The sequence below is a fragment of the Stenotrophomonas sp. YJH_SMC_8 genome, assembly GCF_059371315.1.
On record NZ_JCAFUL010000004.1, the window covers coordinates 314590 to 336642 of the forward strand.

Annotated in this window: 17 protein-coding genes; 6 read left to right on the forward strand and 11 right to left on the reverse strand. The window is 67.0% G+C overall.

Translation table 11 applies throughout. The features are described 5' to 3' along the window. Positions 1-92: 92 nt before the first annotated feature. From trxA to AC5P88_RS07155, 3 genes are all read left to right on the forward strand, one after another. Entirely contained in the window at positions 93-422 is a 330-nt protein-coding gene (gene trxA / locus AC5P88_RS07145; protein ID WP_005411275.1) for a thioredoxin, read from the forward strand. 228 nt (positions 423-650) lie between these two features. Then, positions 651-2399: a transcription termination factor Rho gene (gene rho, locus AC5P88_RS07150; protein ID WP_495224684.1), complete on the forward strand. Its 1749-nt coding sequence runs from the start codon at positions 651-653 to the stop codon at positions 2397-2399. Positions 2400-2608: 209 nt separating this feature from the next. Next, positions 2609-4183, forward strand: a complete 1575-nt coding sequence (locus tag AC5P88_RS07155; RefSeq protein WP_495224685.1) for a sensor domain-containing diguanylate cyclase — start codon at positions 2609-2611, stop codon at positions 4181-4183. Between the two features lie 34 nt (positions 4184-4217). Here the strand turns inward: AC5P88_RS07155 and AC5P88_RS07160 are convergent, their stop codons facing one another. Further along, positions 4218-5105: an energy transducer TonB gene (locus AC5P88_RS07160; protein WP_495224686.1), complete on the reverse strand. Its 888-nt coding sequence runs from the start codon at positions 5103-5105 to the stop codon at positions 4218-4220. 66 nt (positions 5106-5171) lie between these two features. After that, a complete protein-coding gene (aceK, locus tag AC5P88_RS07165) occupies positions 5172-6902 on the reverse strand; it encodes a bifunctional isocitrate dehydrogenase kinase/phosphatase (protein ID WP_106551117.1) in 1731 nt (576 codons plus the stop codon). Between the two features lie 241 nt (positions 6903-7143). Here aceK and AC5P88_RS07170 point away from each other — a divergent pair, with 241 nt between their 5' ends. Further along, entirely contained in the window at positions 7144-7881 is a 738-nt protein-coding gene (locus tag AC5P88_RS07170) for a KilA-N domain-containing protein (protein ID WP_258179569.1), read from the forward strand. Positions 7882-8070: 189 nt separating this feature from the next. On the opposite strand, the gene AC5P88_RS07175 is transcribed toward AC5P88_RS07170, so the two are convergent. From AC5P88_RS07175 to AC5P88_RS07215, 9 genes are all read right to left on the reverse strand, one after another. Then, on the reverse strand, positions 8071-8430 hold the full coding sequence (locus AC5P88_RS07175) for a hypothetical protein (protein ID WP_049424080.1): 360 nt from the start codon (positions 8428-8430) through the stop codon (positions 8071-8073). A gap of 53 nt (positions 8431-8483) precedes the next feature. After that, the gene (locus AC5P88_RS07180) at positions 8484-8900 is read right to left on the reverse strand and encodes a roadblock/LC7 domain-containing protein (RefSeq protein WP_495224687.1); all 417 of its coding nucleotides are present in this window, start codon (positions 8898-8900) and stop codon (positions 8484-8486) included. Continuing rightward, positions 8893-9441, reverse strand: a complete 549-nt coding sequence (locus AC5P88_RS07185; RefSeq protein ID WP_049429001.1) for a GTP-binding protein — start codon at positions 9439-9441, stop codon at positions 8893-8895. The genes AC5P88_RS07180 and AC5P88_RS07185 overlap by 8 nt, the downstream gene beginning before the upstream one ends. Continuing rightward, the gene (locus tag AC5P88_RS07190) at positions 9434-10399 is read right to left on the reverse strand and encodes a hypothetical protein (RefSeq protein WP_495224688.1); all 966 of its coding nucleotides are present in this window, start codon (positions 10397-10399) and stop codon (positions 9434-9436) included. The genes AC5P88_RS07185 and AC5P88_RS07190 overlap by 8 nt, the downstream gene beginning before the upstream one ends. Before the next feature lie 363 nt (positions 10400-10762). After that, on the reverse strand, positions 10763-12985 hold the full coding sequence (locus AC5P88_RS07195) for an NADP-dependent isocitrate dehydrogenase (RefSeq protein ID WP_495224689.1): 2223 nt from the start codon (positions 12983-12985) through the stop codon (positions 10763-10765). A 600-nt stretch (positions 12986-13585) separates the two neighbouring features. Beyond that, positions 13586-14098 (reverse strand): hypothetical protein, encoded by a 513-nt coding sequence (locus AC5P88_RS07200; protein ID WP_099555121.1) that lies wholly within the window; start codon positions 14096-14098, stop codon positions 13586-13588. Positions 14099-14143: 45 nt separating this feature from the next. Beyond that, complete coding sequence (locus AC5P88_RS07205; RefSeq protein WP_005411287.1) at positions 14144-14437, reverse strand: LysM peptidoglycan-binding domain-containing protein; 294 nt, start codon at positions 14435-14437, stop codon at positions 14144-14146. Positions 14438-14608: 171 nt separating this feature from the next. Next, positions 14609-15427, reverse strand: coding sequence for an NADPH-dependent 7-cyano-7-deazaguanine reductase QueF (queF, locus tag AC5P88_RS07210; RefSeq protein WP_495224690.1), 819 nt, complete (start codon positions 15425-15427; stop codon positions 14609-14611). A 561-nt stretch (positions 15428-15988) separates the two neighbouring features. Further along, a complete protein-coding gene (locus tag AC5P88_RS07215) occupies positions 15989-17308 on the reverse strand; it encodes a M20 family metallopeptidase (protein WP_495224691.1) in 1320 nt (439 codons plus the stop codon). 187 nt (positions 17309-17495) lie between these two features. Here AC5P88_RS07215 and AC5P88_RS07220 point away from each other — a divergent pair, with 187 nt between their 5' ends. Further along, a complete protein-coding gene (locus tag AC5P88_RS07220) occupies positions 17496-18740 on the forward strand; it encodes an efflux RND transporter periplasmic adaptor subunit (protein WP_495224692.1) in 1245 nt (414 codons plus the stop codon). A gap of 74 nt (positions 18741-18814) precedes the next feature. After that, a complete protein-coding gene (locus AC5P88_RS07225; RefSeq protein WP_111113242.1) occupies positions 18815-22048 on the forward strand; it encodes an efflux RND transporter permease subunit in 3234 nt (1077 codons plus the stop codon). The last annotated feature ends 5 nt before the right edge of the window (positions 22049-22053 follow it).

Sequence of the window (22053 nt, forward strand, 5' to 3'; positions counted from 1 at the left end):
CCGCGAGGCAACGACGAGGGTCGCGCCACCGGGCATGGCCCAGTTCACCCACCTCCGGCATGGCCGGGTGCAATCCAAGACGAGAAACCAAGATGAGCGACAAGGTTGTACATGTCGGCGACGCCGACTTTGATAGCGCAGTGCTGAATTCCAAGGAACCGGTGCTGGTCGATTTCTGGGCCGAATGGTGTGGCCCGTGCAAGATGATCGCCCCGGCGCTGGACGAACTGGCCGACGCCTACCAGGGCCGCGCCAAGATCGCCAAGGTCAACGTCGACCACAACCGTGCGCTGGCCGCCAAGTACCACGTGCGTTCGATCCCGTACCTGGTCGTGTTCAAGGACGGCGAGAAGGTCGGCGAGCAGATCGGTGCGGTGGGCAAGGCCCAGCTGGCCGGCCTGCTGGACAAGGCCCTGGCCTGATCCTGCTGTTTTCCGGCAGCCGCCACCCGCGGCTGCCGGCGGACGCCCCGCGTCCATGATGAATGCTGTTCCCGGCAGCCCTTGCACGGCGCCGCAGGCCGATGATAGTGTCGGCACATCCGGCCGCGTTCGCGTGCCGCACCCTCTGGACGCAGTTTCTTCCAGACCCATTCCCAACGTTCGCCGCCCCAGCCGGGCGCTCGCACCTTCAAGCGAGGAATAACGCTCTTGTCCGATAACACTTCCGAAACCGGCAGCGCCGATGCGCCCGCCGAAAAGCGCGTGCGCAAGCCCCGCGTGAGCAAGGCCGCCGCCCCGGCAGCCGCCGAAACCAGCGCCGCTCCGGCGCAGCCGACCCTGCCGCTGGCCGCCGCGCCCGAAGCACCGGCCGCCGCCCCCGCACCGAGCGCGCCCGCCGCTGAGGCCCCTGCCAGCAGTGGCGGTGGCGAAGGCGGTGAGGGTCGCGAATCCGGCCAGCCGCGCCAGCAGAACCACCAGGGGGGCGGCCAGAACCAGGGCCAGAACCCGTACAACCAGAACGGCCAGCAGGGCCAGGGGCAAGGCCAGGGCAACCGCCGTGACCGCTTCCGCAACCGCCGCGACCGTGACCGCAACAACAACAACCGCTTCCGCGACGACGGCATGCCCAATGACGGCGGCGAGCAGCAGCCCTTCGTGCCGCGCCCGCATGCGAACGTACCGGAAGGCTTCCCGGTCTATTCGCTGAGCGACCTCAAGCGCATGCCGGCACAGAAGCTGCTGGAAATCGCCGAGCAGCTGCAGATCTCCGAAGGCGTGGCGCGCGCCCGCAAGCAGGACGTGATCTTCGCCCTGCTGAAGGTGCTGACCCGCCATGGTGACGGCGTCGCCGCCGACGGCGTGCTGGAAATCCTGCCGGACGGCTTCGGCTTCCTGCGCGCGGCCGAAGCCAGCTACCTGGCCGGCCCGGACGATACCTACATCTCGCCCAGCCAGATCCGCCGCTTCAACCTGCGCACCGGCGACCACATCTCCGGCCGCATCCGCTTCCCGAAGGACGGCGAGCGCTACTTCGCGCTGAACATCGTCGACACCATCAACGGTGAGCCGATCGAAGCGTCGAAGAACAAGGTGCTGTTCGAGAACCTGACCGCGCTGTTCCCGCGCCGCCGCTTCACCCTGGAGCGTGGCAACGGTTCGTCGGAAGACATCACCGGCCGCATCCTCGACCTGATGGCACCGCAGGGCAAGGGCCAGCGCTCGCTCATCGTGTCCCAGCCGAAGGCCGGCAAGACGATGATGATGCAGCAGGTCGCCACCGCCATCACCACCAACCATCCGGACGTGCACCTGATCGTGCTGCTGATCGACGAGCGCCCGGAAGAAGTGACCGAAATGCAGCGCACCGTGCGCGGCGAGGTCATCAGCTCGACCTTCGACGAGCCGGCCGCGCGCCACGTGCAGGTGGCCGAAATGGTCATCGAGCGCGCCAAGCGCCTGGTCGAGCACAAGAAGGACGTGGTGATCCTGCTGGACTCGATCACCCGCCTGGCCCGCGCCTACAACAACGTGGTGCCGAGCTCGGGCAAGGTGCTGACCGGTGGTGTGGACGCCAACGCCCTGCACCGCCCGAAGCGCTTCTTCGGTGCCGCGCGCAACGTGGAAGAAGGCGGCAGCCTGACCATCATCGCCACCGCGCTGGTCGATACCGGCTCGAAGATGGACGAGGTGATCTACGAAGAGTTCAAGGGCACCGGCAACAGCGAAGTGCACCTGAGCCGTCGTATCGCTGAAAAGCGCGTGTTCCCGGCCATCGACATCAACCGTTCGGGCACCCGCCGCGAAGACCTGCTGATCGAGCCGGAGCTGCTGCAGAAGATCTGGATCCTGCGCAAGCTGCTGCATCCGATGGATGAAATGGCCGCGATGGAATTCCTGCTCGACAAGATGAAGAACACCAAGTCCAACGACGAGTTCTTCGGTTCGATGAAGCGCTGATCCACGGCATTGCATCGAAAAGAACCTGCCGCTCGCTGCGGCAGGTTTTTTTTTGCCTGCAGGGCGACCCACTTCACTTCACCGCCGCCCGGTTTTGGCGATAATCCGCCCGATGCCCTGCCCGGCCCCGAGGGCGTGGCCACCGATTCCCGCTGTCGCCCCTTCCGGAGAACCGGTCGGGTCCAGCCTCCTGCCGGATCCGTCGACGCATGCGAACGCTGTCTCCCCGCCTCAACCTGGGCAAGCTGATCCTCGCCCTGGCCCTGCTCAGTGCCATCATCGCGCTGGCCAACACCCTGCTGGCCAGCTACCGGGTGCAGCGCGACCAGCTGGTCGGCAACACCCTGGAAGCCAACCGCGTCTACGCCACCAAGCTCGCCGAGACGACCCAGAACTTCCTGCTGGCCGCCCAGCAGGAACTGGCCTACGCCGCCACCCGGCTCGGCCAGGGCAATCTCGATCCGGTGCAGGCCCAGGACGAAGCCAGCCGCCTGCAGCTGCAGACCAACAGCTTCAACTCTTCGCTGGTGGTGGATGCCGACGGCCTGGTGATCGCTACCTCACCACAAACCCTGCAGCTGCAGGGCGAAGTGCTGCACAGCGTCGGCAACAACGCCGCACTGGCCGCGCGCCAGCCGATGATCAGCGACCCGTACCAGTCGGCCACCGGCAAGCTGCTGGTCTCGCTGTCGCACCCGATCTTCGATCGCCAGGGCCACTACCGTGGTTACGTCAGCGGCACCCTGTACCTGCGCCAGCGCAGCGCGCTGCACACGCTTCTGGGCAAGCACTACTACCGTGATGGTTCCTACCTGTACGTGGTCGACCGTCATGGCCGCCTGCTGTACCACGCCGACGGCAAGCGGGTGGGCGACTACGTGGTCGGCAACCCCGCGGTGAAGGCCGTGGTGCGTGGCGAGCGCGGCGCGCAGCAGGTGCGCAACAACCTGGGCGTGTCGATGCTGGCCGGCTACGCACCGGTGGCGGCCACCGGCTGGGGCATCATCGCCCAGCGCCCGACCGAGGCCACGCTGCAGCCGCTGTCGCGGTTGATGACCGCAGTGATCTGGAACGCGATCCCGCTGGGCCTGCTGTCGCTGCTGATCACCTGGTGGTTCGCGCGCCGCATCTCGATGCCGCTGTGGCAGCTCGCGCGCAACGTGCAGGGCGGCGAAGACACCGGCAACGCGATCAACCACGTCAGCGGCATCCGCGCGTGGTACTTCGAGGTCGCCCAGCTGAAGCAGGCGGTACTGCACAGCTTCAATGCGCTGCAGGACCGCATCGGCACGCTCAACCGCGCCAGCCGCACCGATCCGCTGACCGGCCTGCTCAACCGCCGCGGCCTGCAGCAGGCACTGGATGCCCTGCAGGTACAGGGCATCCCGTTCGCGATCCTGGCGCTGGACATCGATCGCTTCAAATCGATCAATGACAACCACGGCCACGATGTCGGCGACGCCGCCATCGTCCATATCGCCGACCAGATGCGCCGCTACTCGCGCGACAGCGACATCCTCTGCCGCGCCGGTGGCGAGGAGTTCCTGCTGCTGTTGCCGGGCATCAGCGCCGAGTCAGCGCGACAGGCTGGCGAGCGTCTGCGCCAGCACATTGCCGACCATCCGTTTGAACCGGTCGGCACCATCACCGTCTCGCTGGGCGTGGCCCATTTCCCAAGCTTCCACATCGACGCCGAGCAGGCCCTGCGGCTGGCCGACAAGGCGCTGTACCTGGCCAAGGAGCAGGGCCGCAACCGGGTGGTGGTCTACCCCTACGCCGATTGACGCGGAGCCGGTCTGGCCGGCTCCGCAGTGATCGTCAGCCCTGCTCCAGCGGAGTCAGCAGGCGCAGGCCGCGCTTGGCGCCGTCCACCATGTAGATGCCGCCCTCGGGCAGCAGATCGCCGCCGGCCTGCTCGATCGGGTCCGCCTTGCGCCACGGCACGGTCTGCCGCGGGCCCGGGATGAAGGCACGCCAGCGGCCATAGCGCTCCGCTCCATTGGGATCATCGTTCAGGCCGAAATTCACCGGTATGCGTACCGTCCAGCTGTCGCGGGTGCTGGCTTCGCCGGTAGTCGGCGGGTTGAACGTCCACTTGCGGGCACTGCTGACGGCGGCCCTGGCCAGGATCTCGCGCATCTTGGCAAGGGTGCGCTCGCGTCCGACCACGGTCATGTTCACCTGCTCGGCAACGACATCGGCCACCGTGCCGTCACGCGCGATCCTGACCACCAGCAGCACTTCACCCTGCCCACCGCTCCGATAGACCTCTTCCGGATAACGCGGGGGTGTCATGCGCCCTTGGGTCACCGAATCGGTGGCCTTCTCATCGTACTCGCTGAAATTGACGCTGGTCATGCTGACTTCGTAGCCACCATCGGCCATCGCCTTGCCCCGCAGGCGCACCCGCAATGGCGCACGCGCCGCCACCGCCTTGCCATCGCGCAGGGTGGGTTCGAAGCGCCAGCCTCCGATGGTGCCCTCCACGAAGGACGCGATGCTCGGAGACAGCATCGACTTCTGGTCCAGTACCAGCGAGCTGACCGCGCCCTCGGGCGTGACCTCGATCTGGCCAGAGAGCACCATGCTCATCTCCGCGGTGGCACGCACCGCGCGCGTGGTCTGTGCGCTGGCATCGCCAGCAAGCAGGGGAGCGCCGGCACCGACGGCCAACGCGAGAGCGAGGAACAGGGGGGGACGCATCATTGCCGGATCCTTGGTGATGAGTGCCGAGCGTAGCGCAGTCTTCACATCCGCGACAGTTCGGCCTGGCTACGCCAACCGGTGCGCGCCAGCATAGGGCGGTGTATCCGGATAGTCACCGCGGGCGAAGCGCTCCTGCAGGCCCTGCCACCACGCCGGATCGAACAAATGCCGGTAGTGCTCGCGGACCGCGGCCAGTTCACCCGCCGGCAGGCCCATGAACGGGCCGAAGCGTTCGGGGAACACATCGCGCGGCCCCACATGGAACCAGGGTTCGTCAGCCAGTGCTTCCTCCGGTGTGCGCGGCTGTGGCCAGGCGCGGAACACGCAGTCGCTGACCAGGCACAGTTCGTCGTAGTCGTAGAACACGGCCCGGCCGTGCCGCGACACACCGAAGTTCTTCGGCAGCATGTCACCGGGGAAGATGTTGTTGCGTGCCATGTCGGTGATCGCCTGCGCGTAGTCGAGCACCGCTGCACGTACCGCCTCCCCGCCCTGCTCGCGCAGGTACAGGTTCAATGGACGGAAACGGCGCTGCACGTAGCACAGTGCGATCTCCACCTCGTCGCCATCGACGCGCACGCTCTGTGCACACTGCTGCAGCAGTTCGTCCAGCAGTGCAGGAGCGAAGCGGTCGCGCGGGAAGCGCAGGTGGCGATAGGGCTGTGCGTCGAGCAGGCGGCCGACGCGATCGAGGTTGAACACCAGCGCGTACTTCTCTTCCACCTGCTGCCGCGACATCGCCTTGGGCCATGCGAAACGGTCGCGGATCAGCTTGAAAACCAGCGGATAGCTGGGCAGGGTGAACACCGCCATCACCATGCCCGGCGTGCCTTCGGCATGCACCAGCCGCTCCTGCGGATGCTCGTTGAAGTGGCGGAAGAAGGTGCGGTAGCGCTCGGTCTTGCCCTGCTTGGCACGGCCCAGCACGGTGTAGATCTCATCAATGGGCTTGCCCGGCAGCAGACTGCGCAGGAACACCACGGCATCACCTACCGTGGCCAGGTTGGCCTGGAAATAGCTGCGCGATACGCCGAACAGGTGGGCCACGTCCCGGCGCCGGGTCAGCACCGCATCGGCGCGCAGGCCACGTTCGTCGTTGACCAGCGCAATCACGCACGGCGAGAACCGATGCTCGCCGAACACGCGGCCGACCAGGTAGGCGCGGCGCTCGCGATAGAACACGGTGTCGAGCAGCTCGATGCTGCGCACCGGTGTATCGCCCCAATGGGCAAGGTCATCCTGCAGGCGCACCGCGATCGCCGCCGCACAGCGCAGCTGATGTACGTAGGGAATGTCGAACCGGTAGTCGGCCAGCACGCGCTGCAGCGCCTCCACCGGCCGCGTCGGCGAAACCGCGTAGGTATGCCGCGCGACCGGATGGGTGATGGCATCGGAGGGCTCCACATCGAATGCGATGAACTCCAGCGCCGGATCCACGCCGCGGGTGGCGAACATGCGTCGCGACAACGTGTTGTAGAAGGTCTTGTACAGCTCGGCGTCGATCAGCCCCTGCAGCAGCGCGCTGTACTGCGCATGCACCTGCAGCCATAGCGCACGTTCGCCGATCGCCTCGCCGGCAAGGCGGCGCAGTGCATCCATCTGCTCGGCCACGCACAGGTCGTACAGCGCAATGCGCTCGACCGCATCCTGCCGGGCACCGGCCCAGTCGCGCTGCTCGAAGCGCTGCCGCGCGCGGGCGGTCACGCCTGCGAATCGAGCGTGGTAATCCTCGAAGCCATCGCGGATGGCCACCGCGATGCGCGGTGCCAGCTCGGCAGCAATGTGAGGCTCGGACATGCAGGACTCCCCCGGTGGGACCGGCTTCACCATACGCTGGCGTGGGGTTGCTTGTGTAGAGCCGGGCCCATGCCCGGCCCGGTTCACCGCAATCTGCCCGAAGCACAGCCGAGCGTCGGCCCGGCTCTGCAGGGGCAGGCCCATTGCGTCCCACGAAAACGCAACGATTCCTACAGACCCCGGTCCACCGCGTTGCCTACCCTTCCAGGCTCACAACGGCACGAGGTGACGCATGCAGCAAATGACCCTGATCCCACGCATGGAGGAAGGCAATGTAATCCCGCAGCGGGTGCGAGACGGCTACATCAGCGCCACTGCGCTGTGCCAGTCCGTGAACAAGCGCTGGTCCGACTACCGGGCACTGAAATCGACGGAGGAGTTCCTGCAGGAGCTCACCCTCCAGACCGGGCTGGCCGAGCACGAACTCATCCACGTGGTCTCCGGCGGAATCCCGACCATGCAGGGCACCTGGATCCATCCCTATCTGGCCATCAACCTGGGCCAGTGGCTGTCCCGCAAGTTCGCGGTGAAGGTGGCGCAGTGGGTGGTGGAATGGCAGCAGGGTCGCGCCAACGCGGTGATGCCCGTGCATATCGAGCGCTACATGCAGAACCGGGCCAGGGTGCCGTACACCCACTTCTCGATGCTCAACGAGTTGACGTTGAATCTGATCGCGCCGCTGGAGCAGGCCGGCTACACCCTGCCGCAGGCGCTGGTACCGGACATTTCCGAAGGGCGCCTGTTCTGCAAGTGGCTGAGGGACCAACGGGGTGTCGACACCGATGCACTGCCGACGTATGACCACACCTACCCGGATGGGCGCACGGTGCCGGCCAAGCTGTACCCCAACGAGTTCTACGAGGACTTCCGCCGCCACTTCAATGAAGTATGGCTCCCCGAGAAAGCACCGGCGTACTTTGCAGCGCGCGACAGCAAGGCGCTTTCGTTCGTGACCGCGCTGCTGCTTCCGGCGCCGTGACTACGGCTGGAAGCAGCCGAGCATGGCTCGGCTCTACAGATGCAAAGTGCAGCCGAGCATGGCCCGGCTCTACAGATGCGAAGCACAACCGAGCATGGCTCGGCTCTACAGATGCGAAGCGCAGCCGAGCATGATGTTTCGTTCTCCTGTGGAGCCGAGCCCATGCTCGGCTCCAGAGAAGCCGGCGGTTCAGATCGCCAGATCGGCCTCCACGTCCTGCACCTTGCGCCGGGCCAGGGCCAGGTTGGACTTGGTACGGTCGAGCACGATGTAGAAGAACAGCCCCTTCTTCTTCGCCACCGGGCGCATGATGTGGTACGCCTTGCCCAGCGAGATCAGGATGTCCTCGATGCTGTCGTTGAGATTCAGCGATGCGGCGGTCTTCATCTTGGCGCGGATCACTTCGGTGTTGCCGGCGGCGGCCACTTCCATGTCCATGCCGGCACCGGCCTCGCCCAGCAACATGCCGCTTTCGTAGTCGACCAGCGCCACTGCCTGCGCGCCGTCGATGCCCATCAGTGCGTTCAACGATTCATTCAATCCAGCCACGTCGCACCCCTTGTCGATGTTGGTTCGAGCCCCTCGTTCCCCTGCGGCCGGGCTCACGATCCGCCGAGTTCAGCCAGGATCGCCTGGCCACATTCCCTGCTCTGCCACAGCACCTGGCCGATCACGCTGCGCTGGTCGCAGGCCGCCATCAGCAGCAGCGGCGCGCGCCCTTCGGCCTGGATCGCCAGCATCAGCACCTTGCCGCCCGCGGCCTCCAGCATCAGCGTCTGCAGATCACCCAGCACCAGTTCGCGCCCCACCGCTGCGGCCAGCGCCAGCATCGCGCTGGTCATCGCTGCCAGGCGTTCACCACGCCCTTCGGCACCGGCACTGACCAGGGCGAAGCCATCGACACTGGCCAGCACCACCGTGCGTACGCCTTCCACCCGCTGCCGCAGGTCCTGCAGCAGCGGCTGCAGGCGCTCACGCTGGCCGGCATTGGGTAGTACCGCCACCTGCCCGTCAGCCATGCGCGGCCACCAGTGCGTGCGCTTCCATCTCGCCCATCAATACATCCATCAGCAGCAATCCCTGTTCGCGGTCGCGGGCATCCACTGCCAGCAAGGGCAGCGGTTGATCATCGAGGCTGGCGCGTGCGGCCCAGTCGTCCAGCGCGGCATGCGGTGCCTGGTCGAGATGGGTGACGGCCACCACCAGCGCCAATGACGATGCGAACGGCCGCAGCACCTGCAGGTAATCCTCCAGTTCGGCAACCACGCCCGCGCGCCGCGCATCCAGCAGCAGCACGGCGCCGCGGGCGCCCTGCAGCAGGATCGGCCAGAGGAAATCGAAACGCTGCTGGCCCGGCGTGCCGTACAGGCGCAGGCGCTCGCCATTGGGCAGGTCGATATCGGCATAGTCCAGGGCGACGGTGGTGGACGCCTTGTCGGCACCGACGCGGTCACTGTTGGCCACATCGGTATCGATCACCGCCCCGGCCGCGATGCTGCGCACCAGGGTCGACTTGCCACTGCCCATGCCACCGAGCACCACCACCTTGTGCTCACGCATTGCGCTCGCTCCCGCGCAGGTGCCGCCACAGGCGGGCGAGCAGGCCATTGTCGGCCGCGCCGGCCGCACGCGCCGCTACCGGTGCCGCGGCGGATGCCTGCAGCTGCGCGTAGCCGCACAGGTAGGCGGCATGGATGAAGTCGCGCACGGCAGCGGCTGGCAGCTCGAGCAGCATCGCGCACTCGTCCACCGTGCACGCGCGCTTGAGCAGCAGCGAGCACAGCCGGAAGCCATCGTGGTCATGGCCCAGCACACGGAAGTCGGGCCAGCGCAGCAGCTTCACCGAAGCACCACGCAAGCGCTCGTCCAGCGCCTGCCAATGGCGGCTGCGCTGTGCCCACTGCCACAGCAGGGGCCGCAGCGGCTGCCGCGGCCGATCAGCGGCCAGGGCCTGCAGGCGCGCCGGCGTGAGCGCATCCAGCTGCAGGCGTTCGAAGGCATCGGCCAGGCGTTCGACCAGCGCAGCGGCAGGCTCCTGCAGCAGCACCGCCTGGTCGTGCTCCAGGTCCATCAGCAGTACCGGCTCTCCGGCATCGCAGAGCAGGGCCTGGCCCTGGCGCAACGGCAGCCGCTCGCGCAGGAGGCGGGTGATGGCGTGTGCACCATCGGCCAGGCGGATCGGTGCGGGTGCGTGCATGGCCAGGGGCTCCACTGCCAACTGCATCCCGCGCAGCGCGCGGCCGATGGCTCCGTCATCAAGTACGTCCTGGTGGCCATCGCCGTCGCGCAGCTGGCCCCCCAGATCCTCTATCCAGCACTGCAGTCGCGGGCGTTGCTGGCGCATGCGCAGGGCTGCATTGCGCAGCGCCGGCGTATCGCGGATGACCAGCAGGTCGCAGTCGTCCAGGTCCTGGCTGCGACGGATCTGGCCATCAGGCAGGGCCGAGGCCAGGCGCAGGCGCTGCAGCAGGGCCTGTTCGCCCTGGATGTCGGTTCCCACTACCAGCACGCGTGCCATCGGTGTTCCCCGTGCGACCACCTCCCCGGTGGTCTCGCGTCGCCAAGGCTAGGGCATCGCTGGAGGCAACCGTCGTGATCGATTGCTCAGATTGAAGGCGGCTGCAGAACCGTGCCGATCCATTCTGCGACCGCCATCGTGGGCAAGTTTCATGCCCTCTTGACGGCATTACGCCGGTTGACGGATTTCACGGTTCTGGCCGCTGGGGGGATGGGGTCGGAGCCCTCTGCGGGCAGAGGGATCCGACCCCCAAAGCAGATTGGGGTCAGATCCCTTTTGCGCGCAGAAGGGATCTGACCCCGGAGGCAAAAAGAAACCCGCGCCGAGGCGCGGGTTCCGGTGTCACGACCAGGCGGCGATGGATCAGCCGCGCAGCTGCTCCAGCGCGGCGTTGAAGGTCGCGCTCGGGCGCATCGCCTTGCTCGCCTTGGCCACGTCCGGGCGGTAGTAGCCGCCGATGTCCACGGCCTTGCCCTGCACAGCGATCAGCTCTTCGACAATCTTCTGCTCGTTGTCGGTCAGCGCCTTGGCCAGCGGTGCGAAGCGTGCCTTCAGGGCAGCGTCTTCGTCCTGCGCGGCCAGGGCCTGGGCCCAGTACAGCGCGATGTAGAAGTGGCTGCCACGGTTGTCGATGCCACCCAGCTTGCGCGACGGCGACTTGTCGTTGTCCAGGAACTGGCCGTTGGCTTCGTCCAGCGCCTTGGCCAGCACACGGGCGGCAGCGTTGTCGTAGCGGTTGCCCAGGTGTTCCAGCGACGCGGCCAGGGCCAGGAACTCACCCAGCGAATCCCAGCGCAGGTAGTCCTCTTCGACGAACTGCTGCACGTGCTTCGGGGCCGAACCGCCGGCGCCGGTCTCGAACAGGCCGCCACCGGCCATCAGCGGCACGATCGACAGCATCTTGGCGCTGGTGCCCAGCTCCATGATCGGGAACAGGTCGGTCAGGTAGTCGCGCAGCACGTTGCCGGTCACCGAGATGGTGTCCTCGCCCTTGCGGATGCGGTCCAGCGAGAACGCGGTGGCTTCCACCGGCGGCAGGATGCGGATGTCCAGGCCGGCGGTGTCGTGGTCCTTCAGGTACTGCTCGACCTTGGCGATGACCTGCGCGTCGTGGGCGCGGGCAGCATCCAGCCAGAACACGGCCGGGGTGCTGCTCAGGCGGGCGCGTTCGACGGCCAGCTTCACCCAGTCCTGGATCGGCGCGTCCTTGGTCTGGCACATGCGCCAGATGTCACCGGCTTCCACCGCGTGTTCGAACACCACGTTGCCGGCATCGTCGGTGACCTTGACCACGCCGTCGGCAGCGATCTGGAAGGTCTTGTCGTGCGAACCGTATTCTTCGGCCTTCTGCGCCATCAGGCCGACGTTCGGCACCGAGCCCATGGTGGCCGGATCGAAGGCGCCGTGCGCCTTGCAGTCGTCGATGACGGCCTGGTACACGCCGGCGTAGCAGCGGTCCGGAATGACCGCCTTGGTGTCCTGCAGCTTGCCTTCGGCGTTCCACATCTTGCCGGAGTCGCGGATCATCGCCGGCATCGAGGCGTCGACGATGACGTCGCTCGGCACGTGCAGGTTGGTGATGCCCTTGTCCGAATTGACCATGGCCACGCCCGGACGCTGCGCGTACTCGGCGGCCAGGTCGGCTTCGATCGCGGCGCGGGTGGCTTCCGGCAGCGACGGCAGTCGCGCGGCCAGGTCACCGATGCCGTTGTTGGCATCGAAACCGGCCTGCTTGAGCACGTCGGCGTGCTTGGCCAGCACGTCCTTGTAGAACTCGTTGACCGCCACGCCGAACATGATCGGGTCGGAGACCTTCATCATGGTCGCCTTCAGGTGCAGCGAGAACAGCACGCCCTGGGCCTTGGCATCGGCGATCTGCTCACCGATGAACGCGGCCAGTGCCTTGCGGCTCATCACCGCGGCATCGACGATCTCGCCGGCCTTGACCGCGGTCTTTTCCTTCAGCACGACGGCGCTGCCGTCCTTGCCGTGGAAGGTGATCTTCAGCGAACCGGCATTGGCCAGGGTGGCCGACTTCTCGCTGCCGTAGAAATCGCCGGCGGCCATGTGCGCGACGTGCGACTTCGAGTCCGACGCCCAGGCGCCCATGCGATGCGGGTGCTTGCGCGCGTAGTTCTTCACCGACAGCGGTGCGCGGCGGTCGGAGTTGCCTTCGCGCAGCACCGGGTTCACCGCGCTGCCCTTGACCTTGTCGTAGCGCGCCTTGTAGTCGCGCTGCTGGTCGTCAGCCGGGGTTTCCGGGTAATCCGGCAGCGGGTAACCCTGGTCCTGCAGTTCCTTGATGGCCGCCTTCAGCTGCGGCACCGAGGCGGAGATGTTCGGCAGCTTGATGATGTTGGCATCCGGGGTGGTCGCCAGCTGGCCCAGCTCGGCCAGGTCATCGCTGACCTTCTGCGCATCGGACAGCAGTTCCGGGAACTGCGACAGGATGCGGCCGGACAGCGAGATGTCACGGGTTTCCACCACGATGCCGGCAGTGGCGGTGTAGGCGTCGACGATCGGCAGCAGCGACTGGGTCGCCAGGAACGGTGCTTCGTCGGTCAGCGTGTAGAGGATCTTGGACATGGGGGACTTGGACTCTGTAGCAATGCTCAGGGGAAGGCCGGCGCCAGCGCCGGGCCACGTGCAACCGTGTCGCTTTCCCCCGTCGCCGTCAGGGTGGGCGCGCGGCGGGGAAACCCCTGCATTGTCGCGTTTTCAGCCGCGCGGGGCAAAGCCGCGCCATACGCGGCGGTACTGCACGGCGGCAACGCTGTGATCCATCCACGCATGGCGTGGATCTACGCAGACGCCACCGTCAGCAGATCCACGCCACGCGTGGATGAAACCCAGCCCCAGCACCGGTAGATCCACGCCATGCGTGGATGAAACCCAGCCCCAGCACCGGTAGATCCACGCCATGCGTGGATGAAACCCGGCCCCAGCATCAGTAGATCCACGCCACGCGTGGATGAAACCCAGCCCCAGCACCGGTAGATCCACGCCATGCGTGGATGAAACCCGGCCCCAGCACCAGTAGATCCACGCCATGCGTGGATGAAGCCCGGCTCCAGCACCGGTAGATCCACGCCATGCGTGGATGAAGCCAACCATCGCCCAATAAAAAAGGACGCAGCCTCGCGGCTGCGTCCATCGTGAGTCCTGTCGGGAGAGAGTCGGCAGGACTTACTTGACCTCGAACTCCTGCGGCGTTCCGGCCGCCTTGCCATCGACCATGACCTCGGCGCGGTACTTGCCGGCCGGCCAGCCCTTTGCATTCTTGAACGTGACGTTGGTGGTCTCCGCGCCGCTGGCATTCAGGGTCGCGGTCTGTTCGCCGGCCACCTGGCCGTCCTGGAAGGTCAGCTTGGCGCCGACATTGACGTTGTTGGCAGCGCCATCGGTCTTGACCGAGACGATGACGTCATCCTTCGGCGAGAACAGTGCAGCCGGGGCGACCGACTTGTCGGCGGCAGCGGTCTTGCCCACGGTGACTGTGGAAACGCTGACCGCAGCAGCTTCCGCCATCGGCGGCGGTGCACCGGTCATCGGCGCCGGCGCTGCCGGCTCGGCCGGAGCCGTGGCAGCCGGAGCGGCGTTGGTGTCGGTCGACTCTTCCTTCTTCTTGCAACCGACCAGGGCGACGCTGCCCAGCAGGGCGGCGATCAGGGCGGTCTGGAGCGGGGTGGTCTTGATCATTCGGGGTTCCTCCCAGGGATTGTCGGACGGCGTTCGATCGCCGGCTTACTTCGGCGGCAGCTTCAGGGTCTGGCCCGGGAAAATCTTGTCCGGGTCGTCAAGCACATCGCGGTTGGCTTCGAAGATCTTCTTCCAGGCGTTGGCGTCGCCCAGATGCTGCTTGGCGATCTTCGACAGCGAGTCGCCCTTCTGCACGGTGTAGGTGCCGCCACTGACGATTTCGGCGGTGCTGTCCACCGAAGCGCTGACGCCGGAGAAGTCCGCCTTCGGCACCTGCTCGGCGGTACTGTCGACGCTGGCACTGACGCCGGAGAAATCGGCTTTCTTCTCGGTACTCATCCACAACTCCCGTCTGCATGACTACGTGGCTCGCACGGTGCCATGGCGGTTGTTAAATGGGGATGGTGCAGATGTGAAGCCGCCCCGGGGGGCGGCTGAACAATCGGGGCGGAAGGTGGCCGCTGCGCTCGCCGGGCGTGGCCCGGCGCTACCCGTAACCGCCTGCGGCGGTTACTGGCGCAGTTCGCGGTAGGTCGCGGCCGGGGCGGCGATGCCGGGGCTGGCGCGCCACGGGTTGATGTCCAGGCCTCCGCGGCGGGTATAGCGCGCCTCCACTTCCAGCCACTGCGGCTGGCAGCGCACAGACACCTCGCTGAAGATCCGCTCAACGCACTGCTCGTGGAACTCGGCGTGTTCGCGGTAGCTGACCAGATAGCGCAGCAGGCCGGCACGATCGATCTTCGGCCCGCGGTAACGCAGGCTGACCGTGGCCCAGTCCGGCTGGCCGGTGACCGGGCAGTTGGACTTCAGCAGTGCCGAAACCAGGGTCTCCTCCACCACCTCATCGGCATTGGCCGAGAGGAAGTCTGCCTGCGGCGGGCCGTAGCAGTCGATCTCCAGTTCCAGCCCGTCGATGGACTCGCCGAGCGGCGTCTCGCGCAGGCCCGGCAGGCCGAACTCGACCTGGACCGGCGCACCGGCGCAATCCGACAGATCCGCCACGATGCGCGCGCGCAGTGCCTCGGCGCTGTCGATGCGGGTGCTGTTGAGGGAGTTGAGGTACAGCTTGAACGACTTCGATTCGATCAACCGCGGCGAAGTGCACGGCACCTGCACGGTGGCCACGGCCACCTGCGGCTTGCCGCGCAGGTCGAGCCAGCTCAGCTCGAAGGCATGCCAGCGGTCATGGCCGACGAACGGCAGCGCGGCGTCATCGAGGCCGATCTCGGCGCGGGCGCCGCTGCGGGGGATGGGAAACAGCAGGCCGGGATCGTACTGCGACGGGTAACTGACCTCGCGACCGAGGCTGGAATCCTGTGGGGTGTTCATGGTGGGCATTGTATCGCGCGGAGGGCGGGCCTTCGGCCGGGCCGGCCAACGGCGGAGCCCCTCCGTAGTGGTTGTGTTGGTTGGTCGCGAAAGGCGGTCTATCGGCTTGGCCGGGAGGGCAGGCGGGTCGGGGGACGCCGTAAACCCGTCCCTGGGGGCTTGGCCGCGGCATCCATGCCGCGGACACCCCCGCCCCGCCTACCCACCCGGCCCCTGACAGTTCCCTGCACGCGGCCACCACCACGGGAAAGATCAGAAAAATCAAAATCAAAAACCGATCCTTCAGACGTTCCTGACGCCTGCCGTGTCGACCAAGGTCGACACCCACCAGAAGCAGAATGTCGTTCCGACAGCTCGCGTGAACCTGTCGGGGGCGGGGCGGTGTGGGCCTGCAGGACCGTTGGCGCCATGGATGGCGCCATCGAGCCCCCATGGACGGGTTTACGGCGTGTCCTGCAGGCCCACACCGCCCCGCCCAACCAACGAAATCCAGCACTGCTTTTGCCGTTGACGTTGCCGTTGCTTCGGCGGGTGCAGGGCTGCAAGCCCTCCCGGCACCCCTCACCCCGCCGGAGTGCCGGTACCGTGCAGGTAATCCAGGCTCACCTGCAGCAACGCGCGCAATCCCACATCCAGCGCCTTCTCATCCAGCAGGAACTTCGGCGAATGATTCGCCGGCGCCGTCGCCGGGTCGATGCCCACGCTGGTGGAACCCACGAAGAAGAACATGCCCGGCACTTCCTTCGCGTACAGCGAGAAATCCTCCGCGCCCATCTGCAACGGCGGCTCGTACACGTTGTCCTTGCCCACCACCGCCTGCAGGCTCGGCAGCATCTTCGCGGTCAGCGCCGGGTCGTTCACCGTGGCCGGGTTGCCTTCCGATTCGTAGATGTCGGTGACCGCCTTCGCACCGTGCGCAGCCGCCGTGTGTTCGGCCACGTTGCGCAGGTCGGCGAAGATCTGCTGGCGCATGCCTTCATCGAAGGTGCGGATGGTGCCGACCATCTCCACCTCATCGGGAATGATGTTGTAGCGGATGCCGCCGTTGATCGCGCCGAAGGTCAGCACCGCCGGTTGCTTGGACAGGTTGGCGCGGCGGCTGACGATGGTCTGCGCGGTACCGACCAGATCGGCAGTGGCGACGATCGGGTCAACACCGTTCCACGGCGCCGAGCCGTGCGTCTGGCGACCGATCACCTTGATCCCGAAGCGGTCCGAGGCGGCCATCAGCGGGCCACCGCGCACCGCGATCTGGCCGGCCTGCACGCTGGAGAACACATGCAGGCCGAACACCGCCTCCGGTTTGAAGTCGGCGAACAGGCCTTCCTTCAGCATCAGCGCGGCCCCGCCCTCTTCCGGCGGCGGTGCGCCTTCCTCGGCGGGCTGGAAGATCAGCATCACCTGGCCCGGCAGGTCCTTCTTCATCGACACCAGCGCCTCCGCCACGCCCAGCAGGGTGGCGGTGTGCGCATCATGGCCACAGGCATGCATCACGCCCACCGTCTGGCCGCGGTACTGATCGGTCGCCTTGGACGCGAACGGCAGTCCAGTCTGCTCGGTCACCGGCAGCGCGTCCATGTCCGCGCGCAGAGCGATCTTCGGGCCGGGCTTGCCGCCCTCGATGATCGCCACCACGCCGTGATGGGCAATGCCGGTCTTCGGCTTCAGGCCCATCGCACGCAGGCGCTTGGCGACTTCGGCCGAGGTGCGGGCCTCGCGGTTGGACAACTCCGGGTGCTGGTGGAAATCACGGCGCCACTCGACCACCTTGGCCTGCAGCCGCTGTGCAGCGGCGGTCACTTCAGGGCGCTGCCCGTCCTGGGCGTGGGCAAGCGCCGGCAGGGCCAGCAGCAGGGCGGACAGCAGCAACGAACGGCGCATCGCGATCTCCACAGCAAGGGGGTTCCAGCTGAATGTAGGCCAACACCGCCTCCACGGGAACCTCCCGCTCTGGATCCGGTCTTAGCGCCCGTCCCATCCGTCATGCAGGAAACGTGATGTGGCACAGGTATGCTTTGCGCATTGCCGCCGGCGTCCCGCCCGGTCCAGCCCTCTCGGAGTCCTCGTAATGTCACGTGTTTGGAAGATCGTGCTGCTGGTCGTGGCGGTTCTGGTGCTGGCCGTGGTCGGCCTGCGCGTCATCGGCGGGGGCAAGGACAAGGCTGGAAAGCCGGCGGCGGGCGCGCGCCAGAGTGGCGAAGACCCGGATGCCGGCCCGGTGCCGGTCACCGTGGTCGAGGCCACGCGCCAGGACGTACCGGTGTATGCCAGCGCGCTGGGCACGGTGACCGCGATGAACACCGTCACCGTCAGCCCGCAGGTCGGTGGCCAGTTGATGAGCCTGAACTTCCGCGAAGGCCAGGAAGTGAAGAAGGGCGACGTGCTGGCAGTGATCGATCCACGCACCGCCCAGGCGAGCTACGACCAGGCCGCAGCGGCCAAACGCCAGAACGAGGCGCTGCTGGCCACCGCGCGTTCCAACTACCAGCGCTCGAACGCGCCGGAGTATCGCCAGTTCGTCGCCAAGACCGATCTGGACACACAACGAAACCAAGTGGCACAGTACGAGAGCGCAGTCGCGGCGAACGATGCCAGCATGCGCTCGGCACAGGTGCAGCTGCAGTACACCCGGGTCACCGCTCCGATCTCCGGCATCGCCGGCATCCGTGCGGTCGACGCGGGCAACGTGGTCAACGCTGGTACCGCCCTGGTCACGCTGACCCAGGTCCACCCGATCCATGTGCTGTTCAACCTGCCCGAACGCCAGCTCGGCGACGTGCGCCAGGCGCAGGCCGCCGGTGCGGTGCCGGTGGCAGCGCTGGACCGCGCCGATTCGCACGTACTGTCCGGTGACGGCAAGCTGGACGTGGTCGACAACCTGATCAGTGCCGACAGCGGCACGTTCAAGGCGCGCGCGCTGTTCGACAACACCGACAACGGCCTGTGGCCGGGCCAGTTCGTCAACGTGCGCATGCAGCTGCGCACCATCGGCGGTGGCGTGGTCATTCCGACCCAGGCCGTGCTGCGTGGGCCGGACGGCGAGTACGTCTACGTCGTGCAGGGCGACAACACGGTGAAGATGCAGACCGTGCGCAGTGGCGTGGAAGTGGGCGACAGCCAGGTGCAGATCGCTGAAGGCCTGAAGGGCGGCGAGCGGGTGGTCAGCGAAGGCCAGTTCCGCCTGAAGCCGGGCAGCAAGGTCACCGCGCTGAAGCCGGGCGAAACCCCGGCCGCACCGACCGAGGCCGAGCTGAAGGCGGCCGAGCAGAAGAACGGTGGCGGCGGTGGCCGCCGCGGTGGTGGTCCGCGCTGAGCGCAGGCCACGGTTCTCCCTCGCGCCGGCGGACCTGCCGGCGCCGACATTGAAGTGCCAGCAAGGATCAGTCCGTGGGCTTTTCGACGATCTTCATCCGCCGCCCGATCGCCACCTCGCTGTTGATGGCGGGCCTGTTGCTGCTGGGCATCCTCGGTTACCGCAAGCTGCCGGTGTCGGCGCTGCCGGAAATCGATGCGCCCAGCCTGGTGGTCACCACCCAGTACCCCGGCGCCAACGCCACCACCATGGCCTCGCTGGTCACCACGCCACTGGAGCGCCAGTTCGGGCAGATCTCCGGGCTGGAACTGATGACGTCGGACTCGTCGGCCGGGTTGTCGACGATCATCCTGCAGTTCTCGATGGACCGCGACATCGACATCGCCGCACAGGACGTGCAGGCGGCGATCCGCCAGGCCACCCTGCCCTCGTCGCTGCCCTACCAGCCGGTCTACAACCGGGTGAACCCGGCCGACGCAGCCATCGTCACCCTGAAACTGACCTCCGACACACGCCCGCTGCGTGACGTCAACAACTACGCCGACTCGATCCTGGCCCAGCGCCTGTCGCAGGTGCAGGGCGTCGGCCTGGTCTCGATTGCCGGCAACGTGCGCCCGGCCGTGCGCATCCAGGTCAATCCGGCCCAGCTGTCGAACATGGGCCTGACCCTGGAGCAGCTGCGCAGCGCGCTCACCCAGGCCAACGTCAATGCGCCGAAGGGCTCGTTGAACGGCAAGACCCAGTCCTACAGCATCGGCACCAACGACCAGCTGGCCAGTGCTGCCGAGTACCGCGACACCATCATCAGCTACAAGAACGGCCGCCCGGTGCGGTTGTCCGACGTGGCCGAGGTGGTCGATGGCGTGGAGAACGACCAGCTGGCGGCCTGGGCCGATGGCAAGCCGGCGGTGCTGCTGGAAGTGCGTCGCCAGCCAGGCGCCAACATCGTGCAGACCGTCGAGCGCATCCGCGCGATCCTGCCGCAGCTGCAGGGTGTGCTGCCGGCTGACGTGCACCTGGAGATCTTCAATGATCGCACCGAGACCATCCGCGCCTCGGTGCATGAAGTGCAGTTCACCCTGATCCTCACCATCGGGCTGGTGGTGGCGGTGATCTTCGTGTTCCTGCGCCGGCTGTGGGCCACGATCATTCCCTCGGTGGCGGTACCGCTGTCGCTGGCCGGCACCTTCGCGGTGATGGCCTTTGCCGGCATGTCGCTGGACAACCTGTCGCTGATGGCGCTGGTGGTGGCCACCGGCTTCGTGGTCGACGATGCGATCGTGATGATCGAGAACATCGTGCGTTACATCGAGCAGGGCAAGAGTGGCAAGGAAGCGGCCGAGATCGGCGCACGCCAGATCGGCTTCACCGTGCTGTCGCTGACGGTCTCGCTGGTGGCGGTGTTCCTGCCGCTTTTGCTGATGCCCGGCGTCACCGGCCGCCTGTTCCACGAATTCGCCTGGGTGCTGAGCATCGCGGTTGTGCTGTCGATGCTGATCTCGCTGACGCTCACCCCGATGATGTGCGCCTACCTGCTCAAGCCCGACGCCCTGCCCGAGGGTGAGGACGCGCACGAACGCGCGGCCGCCGCCGGCAAGCAGAACCTGTGGACGCGCACCGTGGGCCTGTACGAGCACAGCCTGGACTGGGTGCTGGGCCACCAGCGCCTGACCCTGGCCGTGGCCGGTGGCGCGCTGGTACTGACCGTGCTGCTGTACGTGCTGATTCCCAAGGGGCTGCTGCCCGAACAGGACACCGGCCTGATCACCGGCGTGGTGCAGGCCGACCAGAACATCGCCTTCCCGCAGATGGAGCAGCGCACCAAGCAGGTCGCCGAAGCACTGCGGCACGATCCGGATGTGACCGGCGTATCGGCCTTCATCGGCGCTGGCAGCATGAACCCCACGCTCAACCAGGGCCAGCTGTCGATCGTGCTGAAGGAGCGCAGCCAGCGCGACGGCCTGGATGAGATCCTGCCGCGCCTGCAGAAGGCGGTGGCCGGCATTCCGGGCGTGGCCCTGTACCTGAAACCGGTGCAGGACGTGACCCTGGATACCCGCGTGGCCGCCACCGAGTACCAGTACTCGCTGTCGGACGTGGACAGCGCCGAAGTGGCCAAGCAGGCCACGCGCCTGACCGAAGCGCTGCGCAAGCGCCCGGAGCTGGCCGACGTCGACAACAACCTGTCCAACCAGGGCCGCGCGCTTGAGCTGAACATCGACCGCGACAAGGCCAGCGTGCTGGGCGTACCGATGCAGACCATCGACGACACGCTCTACGATGCGTTTGGACAGCGCCAGATCTCGACCATCTTCACCGAGCTCAACCAGTACCGCGTGGTGCTGGAAGTGGCACCGGAGTTCCGCACCAGCACCGCGCTGATGGAACAGCTGGCCGTCGCCTCCAACGGCGCCGGCGCGCTGACCGGTACCAACGCCACCAGCTTCGGCCAGGTCACCTCGTCCAACTCGTCCACCGCCACCGGCATCGGCGCGCAGAACACCGGCATCACCGTCGGCGCCGGCAACATCATCCCGCTGTCGGCGCTGGCCGAAGGCAAGGTCAGCAGCGCACCGCTGGTGGTCAGCCACCAGCAGCAGCTGCCGGCGGTGACCGTGTCGTTCAACGTGGCGCCGGGCTATTCGCTGTCCGAAGCGGTGCGTGCGATCCAGGAAACCAAGGACAGCCTGGACATGCCCACCCACCTGCATGCCGAGTTCATCGGCAAGGCCGCCGAGTTCACCGGCAGCCAGACCGACGTGGTGTGGCTGCTGCTGGCCTCGCTGGTGGTGATCTACATCGTGCTGGGCGTGCTCTACGAGAGCTACATCCACCCGATCACGATCATCTCCACGCTGCCACCGGCCGGTGTCGGCGCGCTGCTGGCGCTGATGCTGTGCGGCCTGAGCCTGTCGGTGGATGGCATCGTGGGCATCGTGCTGCTGATCGGCATCGTCAAGAAGAACGGCATCATGATGGTGGACTTCGCGATCGAGGCCCGCCGCGCCGGAGCCAACGCGCACGAGGCGATCCGCCGAGCCTGCCTGCTCCGCTTCCGCCCGATCATGATGACCACCGCCGCGGCCATGCTCGGTGCGCTGCCACTGGCGCTCGGCACCGGCATCGGCTCGGAACTGCGCCGCCCGCTGGGCATCGCCATCGTCGGCGGCCTGCTGCTGTCGCAGCTGGTCACGCTGTACACCACGCCGGTGATCTACCTGTACATGGAGCGCTTCTCCGAGTGGCTGGCGCGCCGCCGCGAACAGCGCGCGCTGCGCAATGGTTCGCTGCAGGAGCCGCAGGCATGATCCAC